We start from the raw sequence: 26,522 nt of genomic DNA on the forward strand, positions 1-26,522 counted from the left end.
ATCGTTAGTTAAAATGAAATAGTAATATTTAAATTTAAAAAAAATGAAGAAGATCCTAACATTAGTCTTTGTTTCTGCTCTTGGAGGTTTATTAACCTTAGGAGGATACAAATTTTTTATTGAAAACGAAACACAGCCATTAGCCGTTGAGCAGTCATCTGACCTTCCTGTCTTTGTACCTACAAATAATACTATAACGAGTAGTACTGCCACTGCTCCAGATTTTGTAAAAGCGGCAGAAAAATCATTAGATGCTGTTGTACACGTTAAGAATACTGCTATTATAAATGCACCTATCTCTATGCGCGATTTATTTTATGGTCGTAGCTCGCAACGTGCGCAAGTTGGTACAGGAAGTGGTGTCATAATTTCACCAACCGGTTATATTATTACAAATAACCACGTTATAAAAAATGCCAACGAAATCAGTATTACTTTAAATGATAATAAAACTTATGATGCTGAATTGATTGGCACAGACGAATCTACTGATATTGCTTTATTAAAAATAGAAACAGAAAAAGAATTACCATTTATGGCTTTTGGAGATTCTGATAATGCCAAAATAGGAGAATGGGTGTTAGCTGTTGGAAATCCGTTTAACTTAAATTCTACAGTAACCGCAGGGATTATTAGTGCTAAATCGAGAGATTTAACAGGCCAACATCAGCAATCGTTCATACAAACCGATGCTGCTGTAAATCCTGGAAACTCCGGAGGTGCTTTAGTTAATACCAATGGAGATTTAATAGGAATTAACACTGCTATTTCTTCACAAACAGGCTCTTATATAGGATACTCTTTTGCCGTTCCAAGCAATATTGCTCGAAAAATAGTAAATGATATCATGGAATATGGAAATGTACAGAACGGTATTCTTGGTGTCTCCATACTAAACAAAAATTCTCGAGAAGCTATTGAGAACAAGTTAAATGAAATTGAAGGTGTATATATAAGTGAGGTACAAGAAGACACCGGAGCCGAAAAAGCGGGCATTAAACCTGGAGATATCATAAAGAAAATTGATAATATTTACATCCATAAATTTGCAGATTTAACAGGCTATTTAAAAACCAAAAATCCTGATGACACTGTTAATGTGACATTAATAAGAGATGGAGATGAAAAAACGCTTCCAGTAACATTACTAAAACCAACAACAACTGTCGTTGAAAAAATAGGATTTGTAAAAAATGCCTCTAAAAAAGAGTTAAAAAACTTCAACACAGAGTATGGAGTGAAAATTTCGAAATTTGCAGATGAAAACTACAAGGTTGGTTGGAATCGTGTAGGTGTTGAAGAAGGTTGTATCGTTACAAAAATTAACGGTGAAAAATTATATTCCGTTGATGATGCTCAAAACGCATTAAGAACTAGAAATCCTAGAGAACCTCTTCAAATTGAAATCATCAATAAACAAGGAGAGAAAATCATTCATAGTTTTAGATAAAATATACCTATAAATAGACTTAATTAACCCTTCAAAGTAATATTCTTTGAAGGGTTTTTATTTTCGTCAAAAAGCATTACGAAAACGTTTGAAATATGTATTTTTGCACAAAATTTAATTTTATTAAACCAAAAACAAATGGGTTTTAACGACACTTACGAAAAAGAGTTAGCATTTCAAGCAGATCGTCGCAGAGCAACGGTTGAATTTATTAAAATTGTAAGCGACTTATGGTACGACAAGTCTATTGAACTTGTGTTATTTAGAAATCAATTAATCGATAGAAATGTGAGCGAAATTTTAAACTTGCACGAATATGCAGGTGAATTTGTTCAAAAACCTATTTCTATTTTCGATTCTGTTGAAATTGCACAAGCAATTAAAACTTTAGATCTGCCACCAGCAAAGCTAGATATAGGCAAACTAACTTACGAATTTCATTTAGAAGATCAAAAATATAGTAACGCTACTGCTTTTGTCGCTTCTAAATTAGATAATGCTAAAGAAAATGAAGGCATAAAACCAAAAGATGTTGTGCTTTATGGATTTGGTAGAATTGGTCGATTAGTAGCACGTGAGTTAATGACTCGTACAGGTAAAGGTAACCAATTAAGATTAAGAGCAATTGTTACTAGAGGAGCTATAAACGAAACGGTTTTAGAAAAACGTGCATCATTATTAAGAAATGACTCTGTACATGGTGATTTTTCTGGACTAGTAAGCACCGATGTTAAAAATTCTGCCCTAATTATTAATGGCACTACTGTAAATATCATCTCAGCTAATGCACCAGAAGATATTGATTATACAACATACGGAATTGACAATGCTCTAATTATTGATAATACAGGAGCATTTAGAGATAAAGAAGCCTTAAGCAGACATTTAAAAGCAAAAGGTGTTGATAAAGTATTATTAACTGCACCAGGAAAAGGAATTCCTAACATAGTACATGGAGTTAATCATAAAGAGTACAATCCTGATGAAGTTAATATTTTCTCAGCAGCATCATGTACAACAAATGCTATTACACCAATATTAAAAGCTGTTGAAGATTCTTTTGGAGTAAAAACCGGACATTTAGAAACGATTCACGCCTATACAAACGATCAAAACTTAGTAGATAATTTCCATAGTAAATACAGACGCGGACGTGCCGCTGCTTTAAATATGGTAATTACAGAAACTGGAGCAGGAAAAGCCGTTAGTAAAGCATTACCATCTTTAGAAGGAAAACTAACCTCTAATGCTATTAGAGTTCCTGTACCAAACGGATCATTAGCTATTCTAAGTTTAGAATTAGAAAACAAAACTTCTGTTGAAAGTATGAATTCTATCATGAAGAAGTATGCACTTGAAGGTGATTTAGTTGAACAAATTAAATACGAAATGAGTGACGAGTTAGTCTCTAGCGATATCGTTGGCAGTTCTGCTCCTTCTATATATGATAGCAAAGCGACTATCGTAAGAGCTGATGGAAAAAATGCAATACTATATATATGGTACGATAACGAATATGGCTATAGCCATCAGGTAATTCGTTTAGCTAAATATATTTCTAAAGTAAGACGTTATGCTTATTATTAGACTTATTTTAAAAAATTAATAACTCATAAAATCTTGTCTTTTAGGCAAGATTTTTTGTTAGTTATTAATTTGAATAAGCCTCCTATACTAAACATCTAAAACAACGTTTTTACCGTATATAAAATGCCTTACTATTTTGTGAGGCTAATTGTTTAGTAATTCTTTATGAAATCTTTATAAAATTATTATCTTGGCAATCAATTAATCTAACCAAAATTAAAATTACAACTAAGATGAAATTCTTAACCAAACTTTCTGTAATTCTATTAGTTACAATGAGTTTACAATCTGTAAACGCACAAAAGAGCAATGAAGAAGCAGAAGACAAATTGTCCTTAAATAGTGGCAATATTGACAGCCAGTTTGAATATGTATTTAAAAAATCTGGTAATTTCAAAGGTACAGATGGACAGCGCTATGAAGCTGTAAAATTTTCTTCACTTCTTACTTTAAAAAATAATGTTCTCGATTCTTTAAAAACAACCTATTCTAAATTAGAAAGTTCTGAAAAAGTTGTTGAAAACCAAGCCAAAGAAATTGAAGAACTAAAAACAAAACTTGCCAATACGCAGACTAGCCTAGAGCAAACAGACTCTGAAAAAAATAATATGGCACTATTAGGTATGCAAACTAGTAAAACCAATTACAATGTTATTATGTGGTCTATTGTTGCTGGTTTATTAGCATTTTTATTATTCTTTATCTATAAATTTAAAGGCAGTAATTCTGCAACACGTGATGCTAAACACAAATTAGACGAAGTAGAAACAGAATTTGAAGAGCATAGACGAAATGCTTTAGAGCGTGAGCAAAAAGTAAGACGTCAATTACAAGACGAATTGAATAAGCAAAAGTCTTAAATTAAAGTGCTGCAAACACTTAATTAAAAATACTTAACACCATAAAAATCCGTAATTTTAATTGCGGATTTTTTTTATATCCTAAACTATAGAACTAAGCTCTGTCTTTCAATTTAAGATTATCCATATAAACTTTAATTCAATTTCTATTTAGAAACTAAAATAGGATTAAACCCTTCTGTATCATTTTTAGAAAATCACTATTAGAAATAAAAAAAACATCGCAATTAAACATACCTTTGCAACTTATTTGAACATATTATGCGCATAGATATTATAACCGTATTACCAGAACTTTTAAAAAGTCCGTTTGAAGCCTCTATTTTAAAACGTGCCATTGAAGCCGGTTTAGTAGAAGTCCACTTTCATAATTTAAGAGATTATGCTACAGGTGGCTATAAATCTGTAGACGACACACAGTTTGGAGGAGGCGCAGGAATGGTAATGTCCATAGCACCTATTGATAAGTGTATTTCTAAATTACAGCAAGAACGTACTTACGATGAAATTATTTATATGACACCAGATGGGGAGCAGCTTAACCAAAGTATTGCTAACCAAACCTCTTTAAAAGAAAACATTATTATTTTGTGTGGACATTATAAAGGAGTGGACCAACGCGTACGTGATAAATTTATCACTCGTGAAATATCTATTGGAGATTATGTATTGTCAGGTGGCGAATTAGGTGCAGCTGTATTATGCGACGCTGTAATCCGATTAATTCCTGGAGTTTTAGGTAATGAAACCTCTGCCCTAACCGATTCTTTTCAAGATAATTTATTAGCACCACCTATTTATACTAAGCCTAGAGAATATGATGGCATGAAAGTTCCAGAAGTATTATTTAGCGGTAATTTTAAGGAAATTGAAAAATGGAGAGAGGAACAAGCTTATAAAAGAACTAAAGAAAGACGACCAGATTTACTTAAAGACTAAGCACATTACCTATGAATAGTTCTACAGAAATTCTCTTTTATACTGGTCAAATTATTAGTGCGTTATCAACTTTTATAGTATTAATTGCTAGCATAATTCTCTTTATAAAAAAGCGTACCCTAGCGACTTGGTTAATATTAATTGGTAGTGTACTAGTTATACTAACTTCTGTTGCTAGTTTGGTTATCCGTGTTTTTGCGAGTGCAGAAAGTGTAGACACCTTATTATTAACACAAGGGATTTCAATTATAATTCAAAATGTATCTTATTTAATATTTTCAGTTGGTTTAATCATTTTAGTTGTATCAGAATTTTCAAAAAAATAAATTATAAAATAAGCTCAGGACAACTTCCAACGGAAGACTAAAAAATAAAATAACAAAGCATTGCAAATAAGCAAAAAAGTAGTACTTTTGCAAACCAATTTAGACCAACCTCTGGCGAGAATCGTGAATGTTGCTTTGAATCAACTATTATAAATAAAATAAAATGAGTTCTTTAGTAAAATTTGTACAAGACGAATTTGTAACCCGTAAAGACTTTCCAGAATTTAGTGCTGGTGATACCATCACAGTATACTACGAAATTAGAGAAGGTGAAAAAGTGCGTACGCAGTTTTTTAGAGGTGTTGTATTACAACGTAAAGGAAGTGGATCTTCTGAAACGTTTACCATCCGTAAAATGTCAGGAACAATTGGTGTAGAGCGTATCTTCCCAATTAACTTACCTGCTTTACAAAAAGTAGAAGTTAACAAACGTGGTAAAGTACGTAGAGCTAGAATTTTCTACTTTAGAGGTCTTACTGGTAAAAAAGCAAGAATTAAAGAAGTTAGAAGATAATTCAAACTTATATATTACAATTAAAAGCCTTCTCTTTAAGAAGGCTTTTTTGGTTATTAACATTTGTTAATAACATGAGTTCATAAACTGTTGATATCTAATACGTTAAAATCTCATAGATATCCAAAATATTTCATTAACTTAGTAAAACAATTAACGACAAAACTAAGTTTGGTTTTGAATTATGTTAATGTGTATTAAAGATTTGTTCTTTATATATTGAGGTTGTTTTTTGAGGTTGTATAGCAACTTGTGTAAAATAAGTGTTTGCAAAGCAATCAAGAAGCTTTAATAATATAACACACTATTGTAGGTTATATTGGTAAAGTGAAAAGCTCCGAAGAAGTACTGGGATCGAAAGTGAACACGAAAAGGACGAGCAATGTTTTAGTCTTAATATTTGTTAAAGTTGAAGGTATTAAGAAAACATCAAGAAAAACAAGCCTAAGAAACAAAGTAATATCAGGTCAATACATTTTGAAAGGTATGAAATGTTTCGAATTGAAACAGTAACTCTTAAACCGAAAAAGGTGGTGGCATTTGTCTATCAACTGAGTTAGCAAAAACTAAATAGGTTATGTTAGTACTGTTTCTAAGAAAGCCATGTCAGCACAGATTTCTCTGAGTGATATGGCTTTTTGTTTTTAGTAAAGTTAACCCCCTTACCTACATTTATAGAGTCCAGACTAGAGTCTAATTTAATAACAAACCGCACTAGGCTGTGGCAAATACATTTCTTTTCGTATTCTTGCAACATGGACCAACCACTAACAGAAAACCACGATTTCAAAAACAAAGATTACACCACTAGCAATCTTTTTAAAACAGAATATACAGACTGTACGTTTACCAATTGTAATTTTGAAAATTCAGATCTTTCAAACATTAGCTTTTTAGAATGTGATTTTTTAGATTGTAATTTCAGCAATGCTAATGTAATGCACACATCTTTTAATGATGTTACTTTTAAAGGCTGTAAAATCTTAGGTGTTATATTTCAAAGTTGTAACCCCTTTCTATTGTCTTTCAAGTTTATAGATTGTACGCTTAATTTTAGTAGTTTTTATCAATTAAAAATCAGCAAAACCAATTTTTTAAAATGCACAATGCATCAAGTAGATTTCACAGAAGCTGAGGCCAAATATGTGGCTTTTAAAGATTGTGATTTATTAGGAGCTACCTTCGATAGAACCAACATTGAATATTCTGATTTTACTTCTGCATTTAATTTCAATATTAATCCTGCATTAAATAAAATTAAAAGTGCCTCATTTTCAAAAGAAAACATTTATGGCTTATTAGAAAGCTTTCATATTAAGATAATAGAATAAATTCAAGGTTTTAGCTATTAAATTATCAATATCACAAAATTTGATCTTGTTTAGTATAAATCATATACCTGTTAAAATCAAACGTTTTCGTATATTCGCATTTCTCAATTTCGAGGAGAAATTTATTCAATTTATTTTCAAGACTTATGACAAAAACAGCAAAGATTGTTTACACAAAAACAGATGAAGCACCAGCTTTAGCAACACGTTCATTCTTACCAATTGTTCAAGCATTTACAAAGTCTTCAGGCATAACCATAGAAACAAAAGATATATCTTTAGCCGCTAGAATATTAGCCGCTTTTCCAGATTTTTTAACTGAAGATCAAAAAGTATCTGATGCATTAGCAGAATTAGGCGAATTGGTAAAAAAACCAGAAGCTAACATTATAAAATTACCAAATATTAGTGCATCTGTACCACAACTTACTGCTGCTATTGAAGAACTTCAAAACAAAGGTTTTAAACTTCCTGATTACCCAGAAGAACCACAAAATGACGCAGAAAAAGACATCAAATTACGTTATGACAAGATAAAAGGAAGTGCCGTAAACCCAATACTTAGAGAAGGAAATTCTGATAGACGCGCACCTAAAGCGGTAAAAAACTATGCCAAGAAAAATCCGCATAGTATGGGAGCATGGTCTTCAGATTCTAAAACACATGTCGCAACAATGTCTAAAGGAGATTTTGCGCACAATGAAAAATCTGTAACACTTGCAGATGCAACTACAGTAAAAATTGTACATACAGATACAAAAGGCAACCAAACCAACCTAAAAGACAATTTAGGCTTACTAAAAGGCGAAATTATTGACGCTACAGTAATGAGCAAAAAAGCCTTAATCGAATTTTTAGAAGAGCAAGTAGAAGATGCCTTAGATAACAGTGTATTGTTTTCATTGCATATGAAAGCAACAATGATGAAGGTTTCTGACCCAATCATTTTTGGTCATGCTGTACGTGTATTCTTCAAAGATTTATTTGAAAAACATGGACAAACATTTGATAAAATAGGTGTTGATGTAAATAATGGTTTTGGAAATTTACTTGAAAAATTAGGCGATCTTCCAGAAGATAAACGCGACGAAATAAGAGAAGATATTCGTTTTACTCTAGACCATAGTGCTGATTTAGCAATGGTAAATTCAGATAGAGGCATAACCAATCTTCACGTACCAAGTGATGTTATTATTGATGCTTCAATGCCAGCAATGATTAGAACTTCTGGGCAAATGTGGAATGCAGAAGGGAAACAACAAGACACAAAAGCGGTTATACCAGACAGTAGTTATGCTGGTGTTTATAGTGCAACTATTGATTTTTGCAAAAAACATGGTGCTTTTGATCCAACAACTATGGGAACAGTTCCTAATGTTGGACTTATGGCTCAAAAAGCAGAAGAGTATGGTTCTCATGATAAAACTTTCGAAATAGCATCTAAAGGAAAGGTAGAAGTTATTGATGCTAATGGCAATGTATTATTAAGCCATAAAGTTGAAGAAGGTGATATCTGGAGAATGTGCCAAGCAAAAGATGCTCCAATCCAAGATTGGGTAAAATTAGCTGTAACTAGAGCAAGAGCTTCACAAACACCTGCCGTTTTTTGGTTAGATAAGAAAAGAGCACACGATGCTGAATTAATTAAAAAAGTTAACACCTATTTAAAAGACCATGATACTGAAGGTTTAGATATTAGAATTTTATCTTTAGAAGATGCTACCAATTTTACATTAAAACGCATTAAAGAAGGAAAAGATACCATCTCAGTAACAGGAAACGTGTTAAGAGATTATTTAACAGATTTATTCCCAATTTTAGAAGTTGGAACAAGTGCAAAAATGCTATCTATTGTACCATTAATGAATGGTGGTGGTTTATTTGAAACTGGAGCTGGCGGATCTGCACCAAAGCATGTTCAGCAATTTTTAGAAGAAAACCATTTACGCTGGGATTCTTTAGGAGAATTTTTAGCATTAGCAGTTTCATTAGAGCATTTTTCAGAAGTAAATAACAACAAAAAAGCACATATTTTAGGTGAAACTTTAGATGATGCTTCAGATAAGTTATTAGAAAACAAAAAAGGACCTTCTAGGAAAGTAAATGAATTAGACAATAGAGGAAGTCATTTTTACTTGGCATTGTATTGGGCTGAAGCTTTAGCAAACCAAGATAAAGATGCCGATTTAAAAGCTGAGTTTACAACCATTTTCAATGCATTATCGTCAAATGAAGAGACTATTGTAAAAGAGCTAATCGATTGTCAAGGAGAACCTGTAAATATTGAAGGTTATTACCTTCCTAATGAAGATAAGATTTCAGATGCTATGCGTCCAAGCAAAGCACTAAATTCAATTTTAAATTCATAATCACATTAGATTAATGTTATGTTAAAAAGCTTCTTTCGAGAAGCTTTTTTTTATTCATTTAATTTACTTTTAATGTAACAACTTTAGAGGTTATTCGTTTTAATTAAAATATGTCATCAATCAAAACAACAATTAACATAAAACATGAAACTACTTCTTAGAGGGATTATACTCTCATTATTACTGAGTGCTTTCTCACTTCAAGCACAAGAAAAATTTACCTTAAGTGGAAAAGTAACTGATGTACTCAGTAATGAAACCCTAATTGGTGTTAACATCATAATTCCAGAGTTACAAACTGGAAGTGTTACCAATGAATATGGCTTCTACTCTATTACATTACCTGAAGGATCCTATACTATACAAATAAGTTATTTGGGATTTAAAACCATTTCAGAAACAATAACATTAACCAACAATCTTACTAAAAACTATCAACTCGAAGAGGCTGCAGAAAGTTTAGACGAAGTCATATTAACTGATGACATTGAAAGACTAAACATCAAAAAACCACAAATGAGTGTAAATTCGTTATCCATAAAAACGATTAAAAATATGCCAGTGGTTTTGGGTGAAGTAGATGTGATAAAATCGATTACACTATTGCCAGGAGTAACGAATTCTGGCGAAGGCTCTTCTGGTTTTAATGTTAGAGGTGGTGCGGCAGACCAGAATTTGATACTTTTAGATGAAGCTACTATTTTTAATTCCTCACATCTTTTTGGTTTCTTCTCTGTTTTTAATCCTGATGCCATAAAAGATCTTAAACTATATAAAGGTGGAATTCCTGCAAAATATGGAGGACGTGTTTCTTCTGTTTTAGATATTTATCAAAAAGAAGGTAATAGCAAAGAATTTCATGTTAATGGTGGTATTGGTTTAATTTCTAGTAGGCTTTTAGCAGAAGGGCCTATTAAAAAAGATAAAGGTTCTTTTTTGCTTGGTGGTCGCAGTAGTTACGCCCACTTATTTTTACCCCTTTTTGATATAGACAGTAAAGCGTATTTCTACGATTTAAACACAAAATTAAGTTACAATATAAACAACAATAACAATATTTACTTATCGGGTTATTTTGGCAGAGATGTCTTTAAAATTTCTGATACTTTTGAAAACACATTTGGAAACACAGTGCTTAATTTTAGATGGAATCATTTGTTTTCTGATAAATTATTTTCTAACCTTTCCTTAATCTATTCAGACTATTACTACGGATTAACATTAAACTTTGTAGAATTTGATTGGGAATCTGGCATTAAAAATTTCAATTTAAAATATGATTTTAAACATTATATAAGTAATGACTTTAAACTCGAGTATGGATTAAACACCATGTATTACACATTTAATCCAGGAGAAATTACTCCAACGACAGAAACTTCCGGAATTAATCCTTATAAGCTAATTGATAAATTTGCTTTTGAAAATGCCATATATATTGATGCCGAACATAAACTAAGCGACAAACTTTCGGTAAGCTACGGAGCAAGATTAAGTATGTTTCATCGCTTAGGACAAGACGAATTAAATATCTACGAAAACAATAATCCTTTAACTTTTAATGAAGATATTGGCATCTACCAAAAAACAGAGCCTATTGGAACTGAAACCTTTAATAAAAGTGATGTTATTGAATCGTTTGCAAATATAGAACCTCGAATTGCTGTCGCTTATCAGCTTAACGATAACGCTTCTGTAAAAGCAAGCTACAACAGAATGAGTCAATATTTACACTTATTATCTAATACAAGCTCACCTACTCCATTAGATATTTGGACTCCAAGTGGTAAATATGTAAAACCTCAGCTCTTAGATCAAGTTGCTATTGGTTATTTTAAAACGTTTAAAAACAACGTATTCTCTCTAGAGGTTGAAAGTTTTTATAAAACTATTAAAAATCGCATCGATTATGTAGATGGTGCCGATTTAATAGCCAATGATGCTATTGAGCAAATCATTTTAAATGGAGAAGCAAGAGCCTATGGCTTAGAAGTCCTTTTAAGAAAAAATGAAGGTCGTTTTACAGGTTGGTTAGCTTATACACTTTCTAAATCCGAACAGAGAACTCCTGGTAAAACAGCAGCAGAAACTGGAATTAATAACGGAGAATGGTACAATACAGCTTACGATAAAACACATGACATATCTTTAACAGGAAGTTATGAACTCAATAAAAAATGGTCTTTTAGTTCTAACTTTATATTTCAAACCGGTCAGCCTACCACCTATCCAAACGGACAATATGAATATAACGGATTGGTTATTCCTAATTATGAAGCGAGAAACTCAAGCAGATTACCATCTTATCATCGCTTAGATATATCAGCTACTTACAATCCAAAACCAGAAAGTATCAAAAAATTTAAAGGCGAATGGGTTTTTGGAGTTTATAATATCTACGGCCGTAAAAATGCAGCAAGTATCTCTTTTAGAGAAAATAGAAATACAGGTGTTAATGAAGCTGTACGATTAGCCATTTTTGGTATAGTGCCTTCCGTTTCTTATAATTTTAAATTTTAAATCATGAAAAAAACAATATATATACTCTTTATTTTCTCTTTGTACTTTAGTTGCGAAGATGTTATTGATGTTAATCTTAATGAAGCGGAACCAAGATTAGTTATTGAAGCTTCAATTAATTGGTTAAAGAATACACCAGGCAACGAACAAAGCATAAAACTATCACTTTCTGCACCATTTTTTGATGAATCCGTTCCTCCTGCCAATGGAGCTACAATTCAAATAACAGATAATAACAATAATACCTTTAATTTTATTGAAGAAGGCAATACCGGAATTTATAAAAACACTAATTTTATTCCTGTTATAGATGAAGACTATTATTTAACTATTACTTATAATGGAGAAGTTTATACAGCAACAGAAACCTTGAAATCTGTAGTTCCAATAGATTATGTAGAGCAAATTAACGACGGAGGTTTTTCAGGCGAAGATATTGAGATAAAAACTTATTTTACAGATCCTGCCAATATTGATAATTACTACTTCTTTGAATATACAAGTGATATACCAGTTATTCCAACATTAGACGTGTTAGATGACGAATTTATTGATGGTAATCAAATTTTTGCCTATTATACTGAAGAAGATTTAGAGTCTGGTGATGAAGTGATAATGCGTCATTTTGGGATTTCTGAACAGTATTATGAGTTTATGGTTATTCTTTTACAACAAGGAAGTGACCAAGGCGGAGGCCCATTTGAAACACAACCCGCAACCGTTAGAGGTAATTGTATAAATACAACTAATGCAGACAATTATCCTTTTGGTTACTTTAGATTATCTGAAGTAGAAGAGTTGATTTATATTGTAGAATAGTTCAAATTATCTGCTCTATAAGATTGAACACAAAAGTTTACACCCTATCATTAAAGAGAACCACAACTGCTTAAACATGTTGTGGTTTCTGTTTTTTGTTGATTAAAGCTTATTATCTACACATTAAAAAATAAAAAAAACATAACCTTCGTTATGCTTTATTCTTAAGACAAAATGTTTTATCATATCTTATTTTCTATCTAGCAGGTGTCTAGACTTATCTTCTTTCTTAATAATTTTAATAATATTAAATAGCTGTGTCTTAAGCGACTTATATTCATTCAAGAATTCTGAAATAGCAATAATTAAATCACGATGTTCTTTAATATAAGCCTTTTCCTCTTCTAACTCATCAATTCCATCTACCATTATTTGTAACTTATTTTCATGAATTCTAACAGCCTCTATAAGCGTGTTGTTTTGCTTTTGAGATCGGTTAATGGCATCAATAATTTCTTTACTGCTAGAAAAATTACCTAAGGCAATTAACTGAGATGTAAATTGAGTTACTAAATCTTCAAAAAAGAGATGTTCATCTTTTATAAAGTTTAATTCTGATAACCATTCTTTTGAAGCTTTATGCATTTCTTCTGCATTAAGCCATTCTACGTAACGCAAATGTGTTTGTGTAGTGTTCATTTTGATTTTTTTTTTAAACAACGAAACAAAACGTGATTTTAAACCACGTTTTGTTTTTTTCTGTTGTTATAAGACTTCAATAACTTTTTTGGCTTGCCCTTTTGCTTCTTCTTTCTTTAAAAGATTAAGTTTTAGGATACCATTTTTGTACGTTGCTTTTACATCCTGATCTGTATTTACGGTTTTAGGTAAGCTTAAAGATCTCTTAAAAGAGTTGTAGTTAAACTCTTTACGAGTATAATCTTCTTTTTTCTCTTCTTTTTCTTCCTTTTTCTCACCACATACATTCAGTACATTATCATCTATGGTGACTTCAAAGTCTTTTTTAGTAAAGCCTGGTGCTGCAAATTCAATTTCAAAATCATTGTCGTGTTCTTTAACATTCATTGCTGGCATTAATCCATCTTCATCAAAAAAATCGTTATTGAAGAAATCATCATTGCTTAAAAAATTTTTTAAGCCTTCATTATTCCAAGATGGGAATAATCTGTTTCGGTTGTTAAATTTAATGAGTGACATAATTATAAATTTTATTATTAAACTTAAATTTTACAACTCTAAATTACTTATAATAAAGCGCTTATAAAATGACAAATGTCAGTTTTAGTCATTAACTTTTAAACCAACACTTTACTTACATCGGTAAGTTTAGGAATGGTGGCATTCCAATTGTATACAGCTTTTAATTTCACTCTAAAAGCGTCCAATGATGCTGGCTCTCCATGAATTAGATATACATGTTCTGGTACATTTTTAATATCACTAACCCAGTCCAATAAATCTTTCTGATCTGCATGAGCCGATAAGCTTTCAATATTTTTTATCGTAGCTTTTACAGGATAGTATTTTCCAAAAAACCGAATTTCGTGGGCTCCTTCTTGTAGTTGTCTACCTCGAGTTCCTTCGGCCTGGTAGCCAACTAATAAAACTGTTGTTGATGGCTCATCTATAAGTTGTTGTAAATAGGTTAAAACGCGTCCGCCTGTAACCATACCACTTCCTGCAATTATGATTTTAGAGCGTTTATCGTCAATGGTTTCCCAAGTTTCTTTGTATGATTGAATAATATTAACATGATTACACATGGCAGTATAATCTTCAGAAGATAGTTTATGCCATTTAGGAAAACGTTTAAAAACATCTAACACATTATTTCCCATAGGACTATCTACAAAAATTGGAATGTTAGGAATTCTGTTTTTTTGATATAATTTCCACAGAATAAACATTAATGTTTGTAAGCGTTCTACGGCAAAACTTGGTATTATAAGATTCCCTTTTTTATGAATTGTTTCTAAAATGATTTCGGTTAGTACATCTTCAATATTTTCTACAGGATGTAGTTTGTTACCATAAGTACTTTCAATAAACAACACATCTGCCCATTCTGGTTTTTTAGGATCGCTTAATAAATAATCATTTTTTCTTCCTATATCTCCAGAAAACACAAATCGCTTTTTGTTAATATCTAATTCTATAAACGTTGCTCCAATAATATGTCCATTATACTGAAAACGGAAAGCGATATGTTCTGATAATTGCACCCATTTATCTTCAAGTTCTACCTCAAATTGTTTTATGGTATTTTCGGCATCCTTAATAGTATAAAAAGGCAAGGCAGGGTTATGTTTAGTATATTTTTCCTTATTTGCTTTATTCGCTTCTTCCTCGTGTATTTTAGCACTATCTTTTAATATAATTTCTGCAATTGCCAAAGTTGGTGCTGTACCTTTAATCTTTCCTTTAAAACCTTGTTTTAACAAACGTGGAAGATAGCCAACATGGTCTAAGTGTCCATGAGTTAACAGCACTACATCAATAGAACTTACATCTATAGGAAGATCTTCCCAATTAAGTTCTCGTAGCGCTTTTAAACCTTGAAACATACCACAATCTATAAGGATATTTTTTTCTGAAGTTTCAATTAAAAATTTTGAACCCGTTACAACTCCTGCTGCACCTAAAAAATTGATTTTTACAAATTTTTCCATTTTAATATTTGATTAGCCACATAAATGTGAAATTTCATCTAGAATTTTCTTTTTTCGCGTTTCAGAAACACCAAGATGATCTAAATAAAACTTATCGTTTATTAATTCTCTACAGAGTACAACAGACCGACTTAAAAGAAACTGCTTTTCGCGTTGCGAAAGCAATGTGGATACGGTTATTGGATATAAGCCTAAACGGTCAATTCGGTCTTTTAAACCATCATTTAGAGGGTAATCCCAACTCAATAAATACAATCCACAACAATTACCATATTCTAGTGCATCTTTTGTAAACCTCGTATTTGTAACGACCCAACCTTGTGTAAGCGGGTCTTCCTTTTTCCTTAGCTTTTGCCAATTATCTTTAATATCTCGGTATCTTGAATTGATATATAAAGGAATTTTAACGTTACAATTAAGACCTTGATCACCATGAAATTTACACTCAATAATGGTGACTTCAGAATTTTTTCGCGCTATCACATCGACCTCATGTGACACACATTTACCTTGTAAAATTTTACCAATTTCGGTCTTATAGCCAGAATATTTTAAAATAGCACTTACAAAGCGCTCAAAAGGAAAACCTGTTGGCCCTAATTCGTAAATCGCCTTCTTTAGTTTATATTTTGAAGCGAAATAGCTTTTGTTTTTTTTAAGTAAGGCAAATGCTCTGTTGTATATCTCTTTGGTTGAAATGCCTTGATAGAGTTCATCACGAACTTTATCCAATACCTGATTAACAATATGTTCTTCTGCACCAGATCGCTTTAATGATGCTCGTAATTTTTCTAATGAAAATTTTACTTTTTCACCTGAGGATTTGATAATATCTATGTCTGAAATATTCATATTGATGTTTTAAAAACTGTCTAAACAAAATTTGTTTTAACCGCTTTACTTCCTAGCCACAAACAATTATATACTTCGCTAGAGATTAAATTTTAAAGCTCATAAAAATTGGTTAAAATAACTGTGTTTAGATTTCATTTATAAAGTTAAAGTGTTAACAATCTATAAACTATGATATATATCAGATAGATTTATATAAAAAAACATCTAACTAAAATAGCTAGATGTCTTTCTGATTAATAGCAAAAATCATTTTTAAATATGTATAAACATCAAATAAAAAGAATAGGTTTCTCTTTCTAATTTTTAAACTTATACAAGTACAATTCCATAGACCTCATTCAGTAAAAAAATACCAATTAAAAACAATAACGTATAAATTACTTGAACCATTTTAACATTTATGATTACCAGCCATTTAACTGTTTTCTTAGGAAACATAAATAAAGCTAATCCTAAAAACAAAGAGGTCCAACCAATGAGTGTAATAATTAAGGTGTAATTCGGCTCCCAAATGTTATGAAATATTACATTTAGTAACCCAATGATAATTGCCATAAAAGAAAAAATGATTAGAAATTTTTCATCTTTTAAATCATTAAATATTTGTTTAATACGCTTAGGGTTAAGACTTAATATTAAAAAGAAAATGATAAGATACCATCCCCAAAATTTTGCTAAAAAAACTGAACTGTCCATAATTAAAGTGATTTATTCGTGCAATACCAAAAACGGTATATCTGTATGATATGTTATTTTTTCAACTCTAGTATGAAATAGAATATTTTGAAAATAATTTAGATTCTTAGCTACCATAACAATCATATCTACTGCTCTACTTTCTACAAAGCACTGTATAGCATCTTCGACTTTTTTATTAGTAAGAAAATGGAAACTTGGATTAAATTCTTCAAAATAATCATTAAGTAATTCTTTATTATTGAGTTGTTCTGGGTTTAATGATGCTGCTTTACCTTGAATATGTATAACTCTTAGATTACTCTCTAAATTTTTTAAAATATCTGTTAAAGGTTGTAGTATATTAATATCGTACGAGAGGTTAAAATCTGACGAAAATGCAATTTCCTTTAACGCTTTATATTTGGCGTATTCTGGAACAACTAAGGTGGTGCATTTTACTTTAGTAATAACATCTCCGGTGTTACTTCCTATGATATATTCCTTAAGTCCTGATGCGCCTTTTGTACCCATAACAATCATATCTATTTTCTTTTCTTCGACATGTTTTCTTATCGATTCTAAAAAGAAATAATTATCTATAAGCGTGTAAAAACGGTGTTTTGGATTTTCATCGTGATTTTCGCTTATTTCTTTGAGTAGTTGTCTTAATTTATCTCTTGAAGGCTTAGTATATATTTCTTCTACAACTTCTGCTGTTGGCATGTAACTGTCTTCGCCAGCAACTATAGCCTCTATTCTGTTAACATGAAGCAGGTAAAAATTACATTCCGAAGATTTAAAAAAATCTATAGCATACGAAATGGCATTGCGTGCGTTTTCAGAAAAATCCGTTGGTAATAAAATATTCATCACTTTAAATTTCTTAGTGTAAACAAATTTAAAGCGATGTACACTTTTATAATATGATATTGGTCATGTTAGATAAACACGAAAAAAGATTAGTGGATGTCTTGCAATTTCTGAAGGTCTAAAACCTTTATGTTTCTACCTTCCATTTCTATGAGTCCTTGCTTTTTAAAATGAGACATGGTTCTTATCAAGGTCTCTGTGGCAATACCGGCAACACTTGCCAAATCGTTACGGGAAATTTTAATAGGATCTTCTGGTTTTGAATTTATCTTTTCTGCAAACCTTAAGATGGTTAAAGCCGTTTTTCTTTGTACAGAACTGTAAGCCATTTGTAATAATTGGTCTTTAACACCTGTAATGTCATCGGTTAATAACTGAATAACTTCTAAAGTTAGCTTGTGGTTTTTATCCAATACTTCTTTTAACTGGGCTTTAGAAACACCTACCATTTCTACATCTTTCAAAGCTATTGCTGTTTCTCTATAAGGAATATTATCTGTGAATGACGTATAACCAAAAAGATCGTCTTCTTTATAAAGTGCTGTAGTAAGCTCCTTTCCTTTTTCATCAAATTTATAACACCTTACAATACCTTTAGTCACTAAATAAATATAATTAGAATTATGTCCTTCTTTGTAAATGATATCATTTTTGCTGTAGTTAAAAATCTTCCCATTATCATCAAAGAAGTTTTTTAAATCATTTAAGGTTCTTAATTCATCTTCATTGGTATCACTAGTGTTATTAGCAGATTCTCGTTCATCCTTCAATATAGCAGCTTTAGCAATCCTACTCTCTATAGCACTTAAAATTTCATCTTCAGAAAAAGGTTTTGTAATATAATCATCGGCACCTAAATTCATGCCTTTTCTTACATCACCACGTTCGGTCTTAGCAGATAAAAATATAAATGGTATAAACTTGGTGTTATCATGTTTTGATAGGCCTTCTAATACACCATATCCATCGAGAATAGGCATCATTATATCACATATTATAATATCTGGGGTTTGATTTCTTGCGACTTCTAGGCCTATTTGCCCGTTGGCAGCTGTAATTACCTCATAGTTAGAAAGCTCTAATAATTCTGCTGTATTTTCTCTTAATACGGTATCGTCTTCTATTAATAATACTGTTTTCATTCTTGCGCTTTATTGGGAAGTTTTATGGTAAACGTTGAGCCTTTGTGTTCTTCGCTTTCAAATGCGATACTACCATTTAAGTTTTCTAAATGGTCTTTTACAATATTTAATCCAATACCTGTGCCTTGCATGAGTAATGCATTTTCTGCTCTAAAGTAGCGATTGAATATGTTTTTTTGATCTTTCTCAGGAATACCAATACCATTATCCGTTACTTTAAAAATGGTAGTCGTTTCATTTTGAGAAATATTAATATCAATAATAGTATTTTCAGAGGAATACTTAATAGCGTTATAAATTAAATTAGATAGAGATAGTTCTAAAATTTTTTCATCCTGATATAAAGAAATATCATCTATATTCTCTGGATAGTTAATTTTCTGACCATCTTTTAATAACATATTGGCATTATAAATGACCTCGTTTAAGACTTTACTCAATTTAAACGTGGTAAATTTATAATTAACTTTACCTTTTTCTAGTTTTTCTACAGAAAGAAAATCGTTTAAAATGGTATTGAGATATTGAACTTTATCTGTAATAGTATTAATGTGTTTTTCTCGTTTTTCTTGCTGCTCAGTTAATTTATATTTTTTCAATAACATCGTAGAAGTTAAAATACCACTTAAAGGTGTTTTAAATTCATGTGATACCATGGATAAAAATTTTGTTTTTAATTCATTTAATTCTTTTTCTGCAGCTAAAGCCATTTTAAGTTCTTCTGTACGTACGGCAACTGTTTTTTCTAAATTTTTAGTATAATTTTTTTGTTCAGTTATATCCAAAATAATAGCCAAAAACACATCTTTATCTCCTAATTTTGAACGCTGCAAATGTACATTTACAGGGTATGTACTTCCTGACTTTCGTTTATGAACCGTTTCAAATTCAATCTTTTCGACTTTGGTATTATTAAGTAAATCTAATTTTTCTCTAAATTCCGATTCTTTAAATTTTGGTTTTATATCAAGAGGTGTCATATTGGTTAGTTCGTCTAAACTATAACCAATGTTTTTCTGTGCCCCATAATTAACGTTTATAAATTTTAAGTCTTGAGTGCTAAATACATAAATTTCATTTAGTGATTCCTGGAAAATACTTGCCAAATGGTTTCGTTCTTGCTCCATGTACTTACGCTCACTAATATCTATCACCAAAGCCATAACATAGTCTTTTCCGTATATGGTAAACGGGTTTAGTCCTGCTTCTACAGGAAAAACACTTCCATCTTTTCGAGCGCCAAAAAGATCGCGTCCATGCCCCATTTGCCTGCGCTCTTTATGCTTCATAAAACCATTAAAATGAGCTCCATGACCAGCATGATAATTTTGAGGGATTAAAACGTTTAAGGGCTGTTTTATGAGTTCCCCTTTAGCATAACCAAACATTTGGTTTGCAGAATCATTAGTTTCAACTATATTTTGATGTTCATCAACCACTATAACCCCCTCGGAAACAGCGTCTAAAAGCACTCTAGATATATCTTGATCTTGTTGAAACATATACTTCAAATATTAGGTTGATAAAGCATCTAAAGATAACTGATTTATATCATTCTTTAAAACGAATACTAGCTCTAAATTTGATTTATTCTAAAAACCTTAAAACATGGCAACTAAAAAGAAAATGACATTAGCATTTTATCAAAACCTCGGTAAACTGTTTTATGCCATTGCAGCATCAGATGGCAATGTAAGACCTATAGAATTTGATAAATTAAAGAACCTTGTAAAAACACAATGGTTAGATATTGATGAGCTTGAAGATACTTTTGGTACAGATGCCGCTTACCAAATAGAAATTGTTTTTGACTGGTTAAATGAAAAAGAAGAACTCAACGCAGAAGCTTGTTTCAAAGACTTTATCGCTTACAAAAAGGGCCAAAATCATCTTTTTACTCCAGACATTAGACGTTTAACGTTAAAAACAGCATCTACTATTGCTTATGCCTTTTCTGGCATAAACAAGTCAGAATTAGCACTGTTAGCAAAACTAGATATAGAATTAAAAATACCTTAAAACGGCGCCATTACTGCGACCAATAAAATGAACATAGCACATGACAAGCTATACTAGCCTATTAGACATGAAAGTATATTTTTTTATCAGTGTTCTATTACTCTCGTTATCTTGTTCAGAAAAACAAGATAAAACCTTACCTGCCGAACAATCATTGTCCGAATCTGTTTATGCTTCCGCTACAATTCAACCAGATAGTCTCTATAATGTGTACGCTGTGGTTTCTGGAATTTTAGATGACGTTTTAGTAAAAGAAGGAGACGTAGTAACTAAAGGTTCTCCCTTATTTCAAATCATAAATAGTACACCTAAACTAAATAGTGAAAATGCGAGGTTTGCCTTAGAACTCGCCAAAGAAAACTACAATGGTAGTGCCGCTATTTTGAGTAGTATAAACGATGAAATTGAGGCAGCTAAGCTTAAATTTAAAAATGATTCTGTGAATTATTTTAGACAAAAAAAGCTATGGGAACAGCATATAGGTTCTAAGCTGCAATACGACACTAAAAAGCTTAGTTATGAACTAGCTGCAAATCAACTAAAGCTTCTAAAAAACAAATACGACAGAACTAAAAACGAACTACAAACAGCAGTAAACCAAGCTCAAAACAACTTTAATACAGCAGCCATTGCTACAAATGACTTTATGGTTACCAGTAAAATAAACGGCAAAGTTTACGCGCTACTAAAAGAACCTGGTGAAATTGTAACAAGCATGGAACCATTAGCTGCAATTGGAAGTGCTAATCGTTTTGTAATTAATCTGTTGGTAGATGAAGTAGATATTGTTAGAATAAACAAATCTCAAGACGTATTACTTGTTTTAGAAGCTTATGCAAATACCGTTTTTAAAGCTCAAATTTCTAAAATTTACCCCAAAAAAGATGAACGAAATCAAACTTTTACGGTTGAAGCTATATTTATAAATCCGCCAGAAGTTTTGTATCCTGGTCTTTCTGGTGAAGCTAATATTATCATTGCTAAAAAAGAAAACGTATTAACCATTCCTAAAGCTTATTTAATAGATCATAACAAAGTAAAAACAGACGAAGGTATCGTAACTGTAAAAACAGGTGTGCAAAATATGGATGCTATAGAAATACTTTCAGGCCTCACTAAAGACACCTATATCTACAAACCAACAGAATGACCAATTGGAGTATTATATTAAGTATTGCAAAAACGCATTTGCTCACAAAACTGAAACAAACATCTATTGCTGCATTAGGTGTTACTTTTGGTATTGGCTCTTATATTACTTTAGTCTGTTTTATGACAGGTTTAAATACCATGTTAGACGATTTAATCCTAAATCAAACACCACATATTCATATTTACAACGAAATTGAACCAACCGAAAACCAACCCATTTCATTATATGATGATTTTAAAAATAGTTTTAACGTTGTTCATTCCATCAAACCCAAATTAAGTCAGAAAAAAATACATAACGCCTTACCTATTATCAATTATTTAGAAAACGATGATAAGGTGTTAGGTGCGCTTCCACAGGTAAAAGCACAAATTTTCTATATCGCAGGCTCGATTGAACTTAGTGGAAATCTCACAGGCATTAACCCAATAGAAGAAGCCAAGTATTTTAATATAGGTGATTATATTGTAGAAGGTTCTGCTGAAGCCTTGCAAAACACTGATAATGGGATTTTATTGGGTATTGGCATTGCAAAAAAAATGGCCTTAAAAGTGGGTGATCGTATTCAGGTAAGTCCAATAAACGGAGGCATATTCCATTTAAAGATTGTAGGATTTTATCAAAGTGGTGTTGCCGATTTAGATGCTATTCAAAGTTTTACTTCTATTAAAACAGTACAACGCATTTTAGGAGAAGCTAATAACTATATCACAGACATTAATGTAAAACTAAATGACATAGAAACAGCGATACCATTAGCAAAAAAAATAGAACAACAATTTCAGCTTAAAGCTATTGATATAAAAACGGCAAATGCACAGTTTGAAACCGGAACCACGATTAGAAATTTAATTACATACGCGGTATCTATAACGCTTTTAATCGTTGCTGGATTTGGTATCTACAACATTTTAAATATGCTTATTTATGAAAAGATGAATGACATTGCTATTCTTAAAGCTATAGGGTTTTCAGGGAAGGATGTTCAATTTATATTTATGAGTCAAGCCATGATCATTGGTTTTGTTGGAGGTGTTTTGGGTTTAATTATTGGTTTTGGATTAACGAGTCTTATCGATACAATTCCCTTTAAAACTGAAGCCTTACCAACGGTAGAAACATATCCTATAAATAAAGATCCGTTGTACTTTATCATTGGGTTTTCGTTTGCAATGGTTTCCACTTTTCTTGCTGGCTATTTGCCATCTAAGAAAGCCAAAAAAATAGATCCAGTAAAAATTATAAGAGGACAGTAATATGAGTATTGTTTTAGAAGCTAAACATATCAATAAATATTTTAAAAAACCTGTGAAGTTTCACGTGTTAAAGGATATTAGTTTTCAAATTAAAAAAGGGGAATTTGCATCCATCATGGGGAAATCGGGCTGTGGAAAATCGACATTACTTTACATTTTATCTACCATGGATACCGATTATGAAGGCGAACTGTATCTCAAAAACAAACTTATAACAGGTCAAGATAGTACGCATTTATCCTATTTACGTAACAAGCATATTGGTTTTGTCTTTCAGTTTCATTATTTACTTTCAGAATTTTCAGTATTAGAAAACGTAATGTTGCCAGCCAAGAAATTAGCAGAAAAATCGCTTCAAGAAATTGAGCACAATGCCATGCAAAAGCTTAAAATCTTAAATATTGAGCATTTAGCTCATAAAAAAGCTTCTCGCGTTTCTGGTGGCGAAAAACAACGTGTAGCTATTGCACGTGCACTTATAAACGATCCTTCTATAATTATGGGAGATGAACCTACAGGAAACTTAGACAGTCATAATGCCGAAAATGTGTTTAATATTTTTAAACAATTGAGTGTTGAGCAAGGTTTATCTCTTTTAATAGTAACTCATGATGAAGATTTTGCAAATAAAACCGATAGAATTATTCAAATGGGAGATGGAAAAATACTCCCTTAGCTTCACCTCTTATTTATGATATAAATCATTTGTAATAAGCGTATTTGTAACTAACTTTATAATCAAGTTTTAATCAAATGCTATGAAAACAATTCAAGACATAGAAAACCAAATCATCACTTTAACAACAAGCATAGAAGTGAATTACCCTGAATTATATGCTACGTTAGATGAAAATCCGATGACTATTCCTACCAAAATTCATCCCGATATGACTATAAAGATTATGGAAGATTATCTCGAAAGTTTAAAACAAATATTAAAACAATACAGTAAAACTCATAATAAACAGTAATGGCATTTATAGATTATTATAAAATACTTGGTATTTCAAAGAGTGCCACAGAAAACGATATTAAAAAAGCTTATCGTAAGTTGGCACGTAAATACCATCCAGACCTCAATCCAAATGATAAGGACGCTGAGCAAAAATTTAAGGAGATTAACGAAGCTAACGAAGTATTAAGCAATGCTGAGAATCGTAAAAAATACGATGAATATGGAGAACATTGGCAACATGCTGAAGAATACGAAAAAGCAAAACAGCAAGAGCAGTATCAACGAAGCTCACAAAGCACTCAAGGAGGTTATTCTGAAGAAGATTTCTCAGATTTTTTTGGTAACATGTTTGGTGGTAGAGCTTCTGGAAGCGGTGGAAGACAAGTAAAATTTAGAGGTCAAGATTTTAATGCGCAACTACAACTAGACCTAAAAGATGTTTACACCACACACAAACGCACATTAACCGTAAATAACAAAAACATACGAATTACCATTCCTGCTGGTGTAGAAAATGGACAAGTCATTAAAATAAAAGGACATGGCGGAAAAGGAATGAATGGTGGTCCAAATGGCGATTTGTATATTGAGTTTTCAGTGGTTAATAATTCCCCATTTAGAAGGGATGGAAACAACCTATACATTGCTGTAGATTTAGACTTATACAAAGCCCTTTTAGGTGGCGAAATTATGGTGAATACCTTTGATGGTAAAGTAAAACTTAAGGTAAAACCAGAAACCCAAAACGGCACTAAAGTAAAGTTAAAAGGCAAAGGGTTTCCTAAATACAAAAAAGAAGGTCAATATGGAGATTTGTATGTTACTTACAACTTAAAGTTACCTGAAAATCTTTCAGCAAAAGAAAAAGAACTTTTTACAGAACTCTCAAAATTGCGATAATATGGACACAACACAACTTATATCAATACAACAGTTTTGCACGCATTACAATGTGCCTATAAAGTTTATTAATGCTTTACAAGAATACGAATTAATAGAAATCACTATTACCAACAATCAAGATTATTTACAGACAAATCAGCTTAATGCTATTGAAAAAATGATGCGAATGCATTATGATTTAGACATTAATTTTGAAGGGATTGATGCCATTTATAATTTACTAAAACAAGTAGAACAACTACAAGAAGAAGTACGTGTTTTAAAAAACAAATTGAGCGTTTATGAAGGTTTTTAATCCTCTACTATGACGTCTATAGAATACATAAAAGAATGGTTAAACGCCAATCCATTTAGTTGGAATGTGATTAGGTTCATTGCCATTTTAATAGTTATTTTATTGGCCATTCAGCTGATAAGACGTTATTTAAAAAAGCGCATTTCTAATACTGCAATTCGCTATAAATCCCAAAAAGGCATAGAAATTTTAGGCTATGTGTTGTTAATCTTTTTAGCCATTACTTATTTTTCTGGATCTATAAAAGATTTTACAATCATCATAGGCTTATTTACAGCGGGTTTGGCATTTACATTACAAGAATTAATTTTAAGTATAGCGGGTTCTATTTATATCTTTTTAGTAAAAGTTTATAAACCGGGAGATCGAATTGAAATCAATGGTATTAAAGGAGATGTTATTGATGTAGATAGCATTTATACCACCATGATGGAGATAGGCCAATGGGTAGAAAGTGACAATTATAGTGGACGAATTGTAAAACTGAGTAATGCCTTCGTTTTTAAAGGACCAATCTATAACTATTCGCAAGATTTTCCTTTTATCTGGGATCAATTCAACTTACCAATTCGTTATGGTTCTGATATGGAACTTGCCAAAACTATTGTGTTGAAAATTGCTTCAGAAACCCTTTCAGAATACACTAAAGCATCTAAATCCCAATGGGAAGCGGTAGTAAATAAATATTATATTGAAGATGCCGAAGTTGGACCAACACTCGCTATTAGACTTACTGATAATTGGGTAGAGTTTAATTTAAGATATATTGTAGATTACAAAAAAAGACGATTGACAAGACACCTTCTTCACGATAATATTCGTAAAGCTTTTGAAACAACCAACGGCAAGGTAGTATTAGCATCAACGACCATAGAACTTATTAAAATTCCTGAACAAAAGGTACAATCAGAAGAAGCTAAAAAGACACAATAGCATATAACGGTCATTTCGATTTATAGGCTAATACACTTCTAACAGTTTAATCTTTACATAGGCGCACAATATAAATTAGTACTTTTAATAATTTTGAATTAAGATCATTTCATTCTCA

26 protein-coding genes are annotated in these 26,522 nt (G+C 31.4%); 18 read left to right on the forward strand and 8 right to left on the reverse strand.

What is annotated here, in order from left to right; genetic code table 11:
- Positions 1–43: 43 nt before the first annotated feature.
- From ABD730_RS03650 to ABD730_RS03695, 10 genes are all read left to right on the forward strand, one after another.
- Positions 44–1,450, forward strand: coding sequence for a S1C family serine protease (locus tag ABD730_RS03650; protein WP_334469463.1), 1,407 nt, complete (start codon positions 44–46; stop codon positions 1,448–1,450).
- A 138-nt stretch (positions 1,451–1,588) separates the two neighbouring features.
- The gene (locus ABD730_RS03655) at positions 1,589–3,037 is read left to right on the forward strand and encodes a glyceraldehyde-3-phosphate dehydrogenase (protein ID WP_334469462.1); all 1,449 of its coding nucleotides are present in this window, start codon (positions 1,589–1,591) and stop codon (positions 3,035–3,037) included.
- 233 nt (positions 3,038–3,270) lie between these two features.
- Positions 3,271–3,897 carry a tRNA (guanine-N1)-methyltransferase gene (locus ABD730_RS03660; protein WP_334469460.1) on the forward strand — a complete coding sequence of 209 codons (627 nt, stop codon included), beginning with the start codon at positions 3,271–3,273 and terminating at the stop codon, positions 3,895–3,897.
- A gap of 261 nt (positions 3,898–4,158) precedes the next feature.
- Positions 4,159–4,836, forward strand: coding sequence for a tRNA (guanosine(37)-N1)-methyltransferase TrmD (trmD, locus tag ABD730_RS03665; RefSeq protein ID WP_215924947.1), 678 nt, complete (start codon positions 4,159–4,161; stop codon positions 4,834–4,836).
- An 11-nt stretch (positions 4,837–4,847) separates the two neighbouring features.
- Entirely contained in the window at positions 4,848–5,162 is a 315-nt protein-coding gene (locus tag ABD730_RS03670) for a hypothetical protein (RefSeq protein ID WP_344712643.1), read from the forward strand.
- A 163-nt stretch (positions 5,163–5,325) separates the two neighbouring features.
- Positions 5,326–5,676 (forward strand): 50S ribosomal protein L19, encoded by a 351-nt coding sequence (gene rplS, locus ABD730_RS03675; RefSeq protein ID WP_334469454.1) that lies wholly within the window; start codon positions 5,326–5,328, stop codon positions 5,674–5,676.
- A gap of 755 nt (positions 5,677–6,431) precedes the next feature.
- A complete protein-coding gene (locus ABD730_RS03680) occupies positions 6,432–7,007 on the forward strand; it encodes a pentapeptide repeat-containing protein (protein WP_344712646.1) in 576 nt (191 codons plus the stop codon).
- Positions 7,008–7,153: 146 nt separating this feature from the next.
- The gene (locus tag ABD730_RS03685; RefSeq protein ID WP_334469450.1) at positions 7,154–9,376 is read left to right on the forward strand and encodes an NADP-dependent isocitrate dehydrogenase; all 2,223 of its coding nucleotides are present in this window, start codon (positions 7,154–7,156) and stop codon (positions 9,374–9,376) included.
- A gap of 144 nt (positions 9,377–9,520) precedes the next feature.
- On the forward strand, positions 9,521–11,896 hold the full coding sequence (locus tag ABD730_RS03690) for a TonB-dependent receptor (RefSeq protein ID WP_334469448.1): 2,376 nt from the start codon (positions 9,521–9,523) through the stop codon (positions 11,894–11,896).
- Between the two features lie 3 nt (positions 11,897–11,899).
- A complete protein-coding gene (locus tag ABD730_RS03695; RefSeq protein ID WP_334469446.1) occupies positions 11,900–12,715 on the forward strand; it encodes a DUF4249 family protein in 816 nt (271 codons plus the stop codon).
- Between the two features lie 189 nt (positions 12,716–12,904).
- Here the strand turns inward: ABD730_RS03695 and ABD730_RS03700 are convergent, their stop codons facing one another.
- The 8 genes from ABD730_RS03700 to ABD730_RS03735 all read right to left on the reverse strand — a co-directional run bounded on the left by ABD730_RS03700 (position 12,905) and on the right by ABD730_RS03735 (position 20,392).
- On the reverse strand, positions 12,905–13,354 hold the full coding sequence (locus tag ABD730_RS03700; RefSeq protein ID WP_334469444.1) for a hypothetical protein: 450 nt from the start codon (positions 13,352–13,354) through the stop codon (positions 12,905–12,907).
- A gap of 66 nt (positions 13,355–13,420) precedes the next feature.
- A complete protein-coding gene (locus tag ABD730_RS03705; protein ID WP_215924955.1) occupies positions 13,421–13,873 on the reverse strand; it encodes an Hsp20/alpha crystallin family protein in 453 nt (150 codons plus the stop codon).
- 98 nt (positions 13,874–13,971) lie between these two features.
- Positions 13,972–15,345, reverse strand: a complete 1,374-nt coding sequence (locus ABD730_RS03710) for an MBL fold metallo-hydrolase RNA specificity domain-containing protein (RefSeq protein ID WP_344712651.1) — start codon at positions 15,343–15,345, stop codon at positions 13,972–13,974.
- 12 nt (positions 15,346–15,357) lie between these two features.
- Positions 15,358–16,197 carry an ATP cone domain-containing protein gene (locus tag ABD730_RS03715; RefSeq protein ID WP_215924957.1) on the reverse strand — a complete coding sequence of 280 codons (840 nt, stop codon included), beginning with the start codon at positions 16,195–16,197 and terminating at the stop codon, positions 15,358–15,360.
- A gap of 312 nt (positions 16,198–16,509) precedes the next feature.
- Positions 16,510–16,896 carry a hypothetical protein gene (locus ABD730_RS03720; RefSeq protein WP_334469438.1) on the reverse strand — a complete coding sequence of 129 codons (387 nt, stop codon included), beginning with the start codon at positions 16,894–16,896 and terminating at the stop codon, positions 16,510–16,512.
- Positions 16,897–16,908: 12 nt separating this feature from the next.
- A complete protein-coding gene (locus ABD730_RS03725; RefSeq protein WP_344712656.1) occupies positions 16,909–17,748 on the reverse strand; it encodes a universal stress protein in 840 nt (279 codons plus the stop codon).
- Between the two features lie 89 nt (positions 17,749–17,837).
- A complete protein-coding gene (locus ABD730_RS03730) occupies positions 17,838–18,890 on the reverse strand; it encodes a response regulator (RefSeq protein WP_334469434.1) in 1,053 nt (350 codons plus the stop codon).
- Entirely contained in the window at positions 18,887–20,392 is a 1,506-nt protein-coding gene (locus tag ABD730_RS03735; protein WP_334469432.1) for a sensor histidine kinase, read from the reverse strand. The genes ABD730_RS03730 and ABD730_RS03735 overlap by 4 nt, the downstream gene beginning before the upstream one ends.
- A gap of 106 nt (positions 20,393–20,498) precedes the next feature.
- On the opposite strand from ABD730_RS03735, the gene ABD730_RS03740 reads away from it, so the two are divergent.
- From ABD730_RS03740 to ABD730_RS03775, 8 genes are all read left to right on the forward strand, one after another.
- The gene (locus ABD730_RS03740; protein WP_344712659.1) at positions 20,499–20,909 is read left to right on the forward strand and encodes a hypothetical protein; all 411 of its coding nucleotides are present in this window, start codon (positions 20,499–20,501) and stop codon (positions 20,907–20,909) included.
- Positions 20,910–20,949: 40 nt separating this feature from the next.
- The gene (locus ABD730_RS03745; RefSeq protein WP_344712661.1) at positions 20,950–22,059 is read left to right on the forward strand and encodes an efflux RND transporter periplasmic adaptor subunit; all 1,110 of its coding nucleotides are present in this window, start codon (positions 20,950–20,952) and stop codon (positions 22,057–22,059) included.
- Positions 22,056–23,318, forward strand: coding sequence for an ABC transporter permease (locus ABD730_RS03750; RefSeq protein ID WP_344712663.1), 1,263 nt, complete (start codon positions 22,056–22,058; stop codon positions 23,316–23,318). The genes ABD730_RS03745 and ABD730_RS03750 overlap by 4 nt, the downstream gene beginning before the upstream one ends.
- A gap of 1 nt (position 23,319) precedes the next feature.
- Positions 23,320–23,994 carry an ABC transporter ATP-binding protein gene (locus ABD730_RS03755; protein ID WP_334469424.1) on the forward strand — a complete coding sequence of 225 codons (675 nt, stop codon included), beginning with the start codon at positions 23,320–23,322 and terminating at the stop codon, positions 23,992–23,994.
- Positions 23,995–24,076: 82 nt separating this feature from the next.
- Entirely contained in the window at positions 24,077–24,289 is a 213-nt protein-coding gene (locus tag ABD730_RS03760) for a hypothetical protein (protein ID WP_215924966.1), read from the forward strand.
- On the forward strand, positions 24,289–25,173 hold the full coding sequence (locus ABD730_RS03765) for a DnaJ C-terminal domain-containing protein (protein ID WP_215924967.1): 885 nt from the start codon (positions 24,289–24,291) through the stop codon (positions 25,171–25,173). Before ABD730_RS03760 ends, ABD730_RS03765 begins: the two co-directional genes overlap by 1 nt.
- 1 nt (position 25,174) lies before the next feature.
- Positions 25,175–25,471: a chaperone modulator CbpM gene (locus ABD730_RS03770; RefSeq protein ID WP_344712666.1), complete on the forward strand. Its 297-nt coding sequence runs from the start codon at positions 25,175–25,177 to the stop codon at positions 25,469–25,471.
- A gap of 9 nt (positions 25,472–25,480) precedes the next feature.
- Positions 25,481–26,404 carry a mechanosensitive ion channel family protein gene (locus tag ABD730_RS03775; protein WP_115812817.1) on the forward strand — a complete coding sequence of 308 codons (924 nt, stop codon included), beginning with the start codon at positions 25,481–25,483 and terminating at the stop codon, positions 26,402–26,404.
- The last annotated feature ends 118 nt before the right edge of the window (positions 26,405–26,522 follow it).

The organism is Winogradskyella damuponensis (assembly GCF_039538385.1).
GTDB lineage: Bacteria > Bacteroidota > Bacteroidia > Flavobacteriales > Flavobacteriaceae > Winogradskyella > Winogradskyella damuponensis.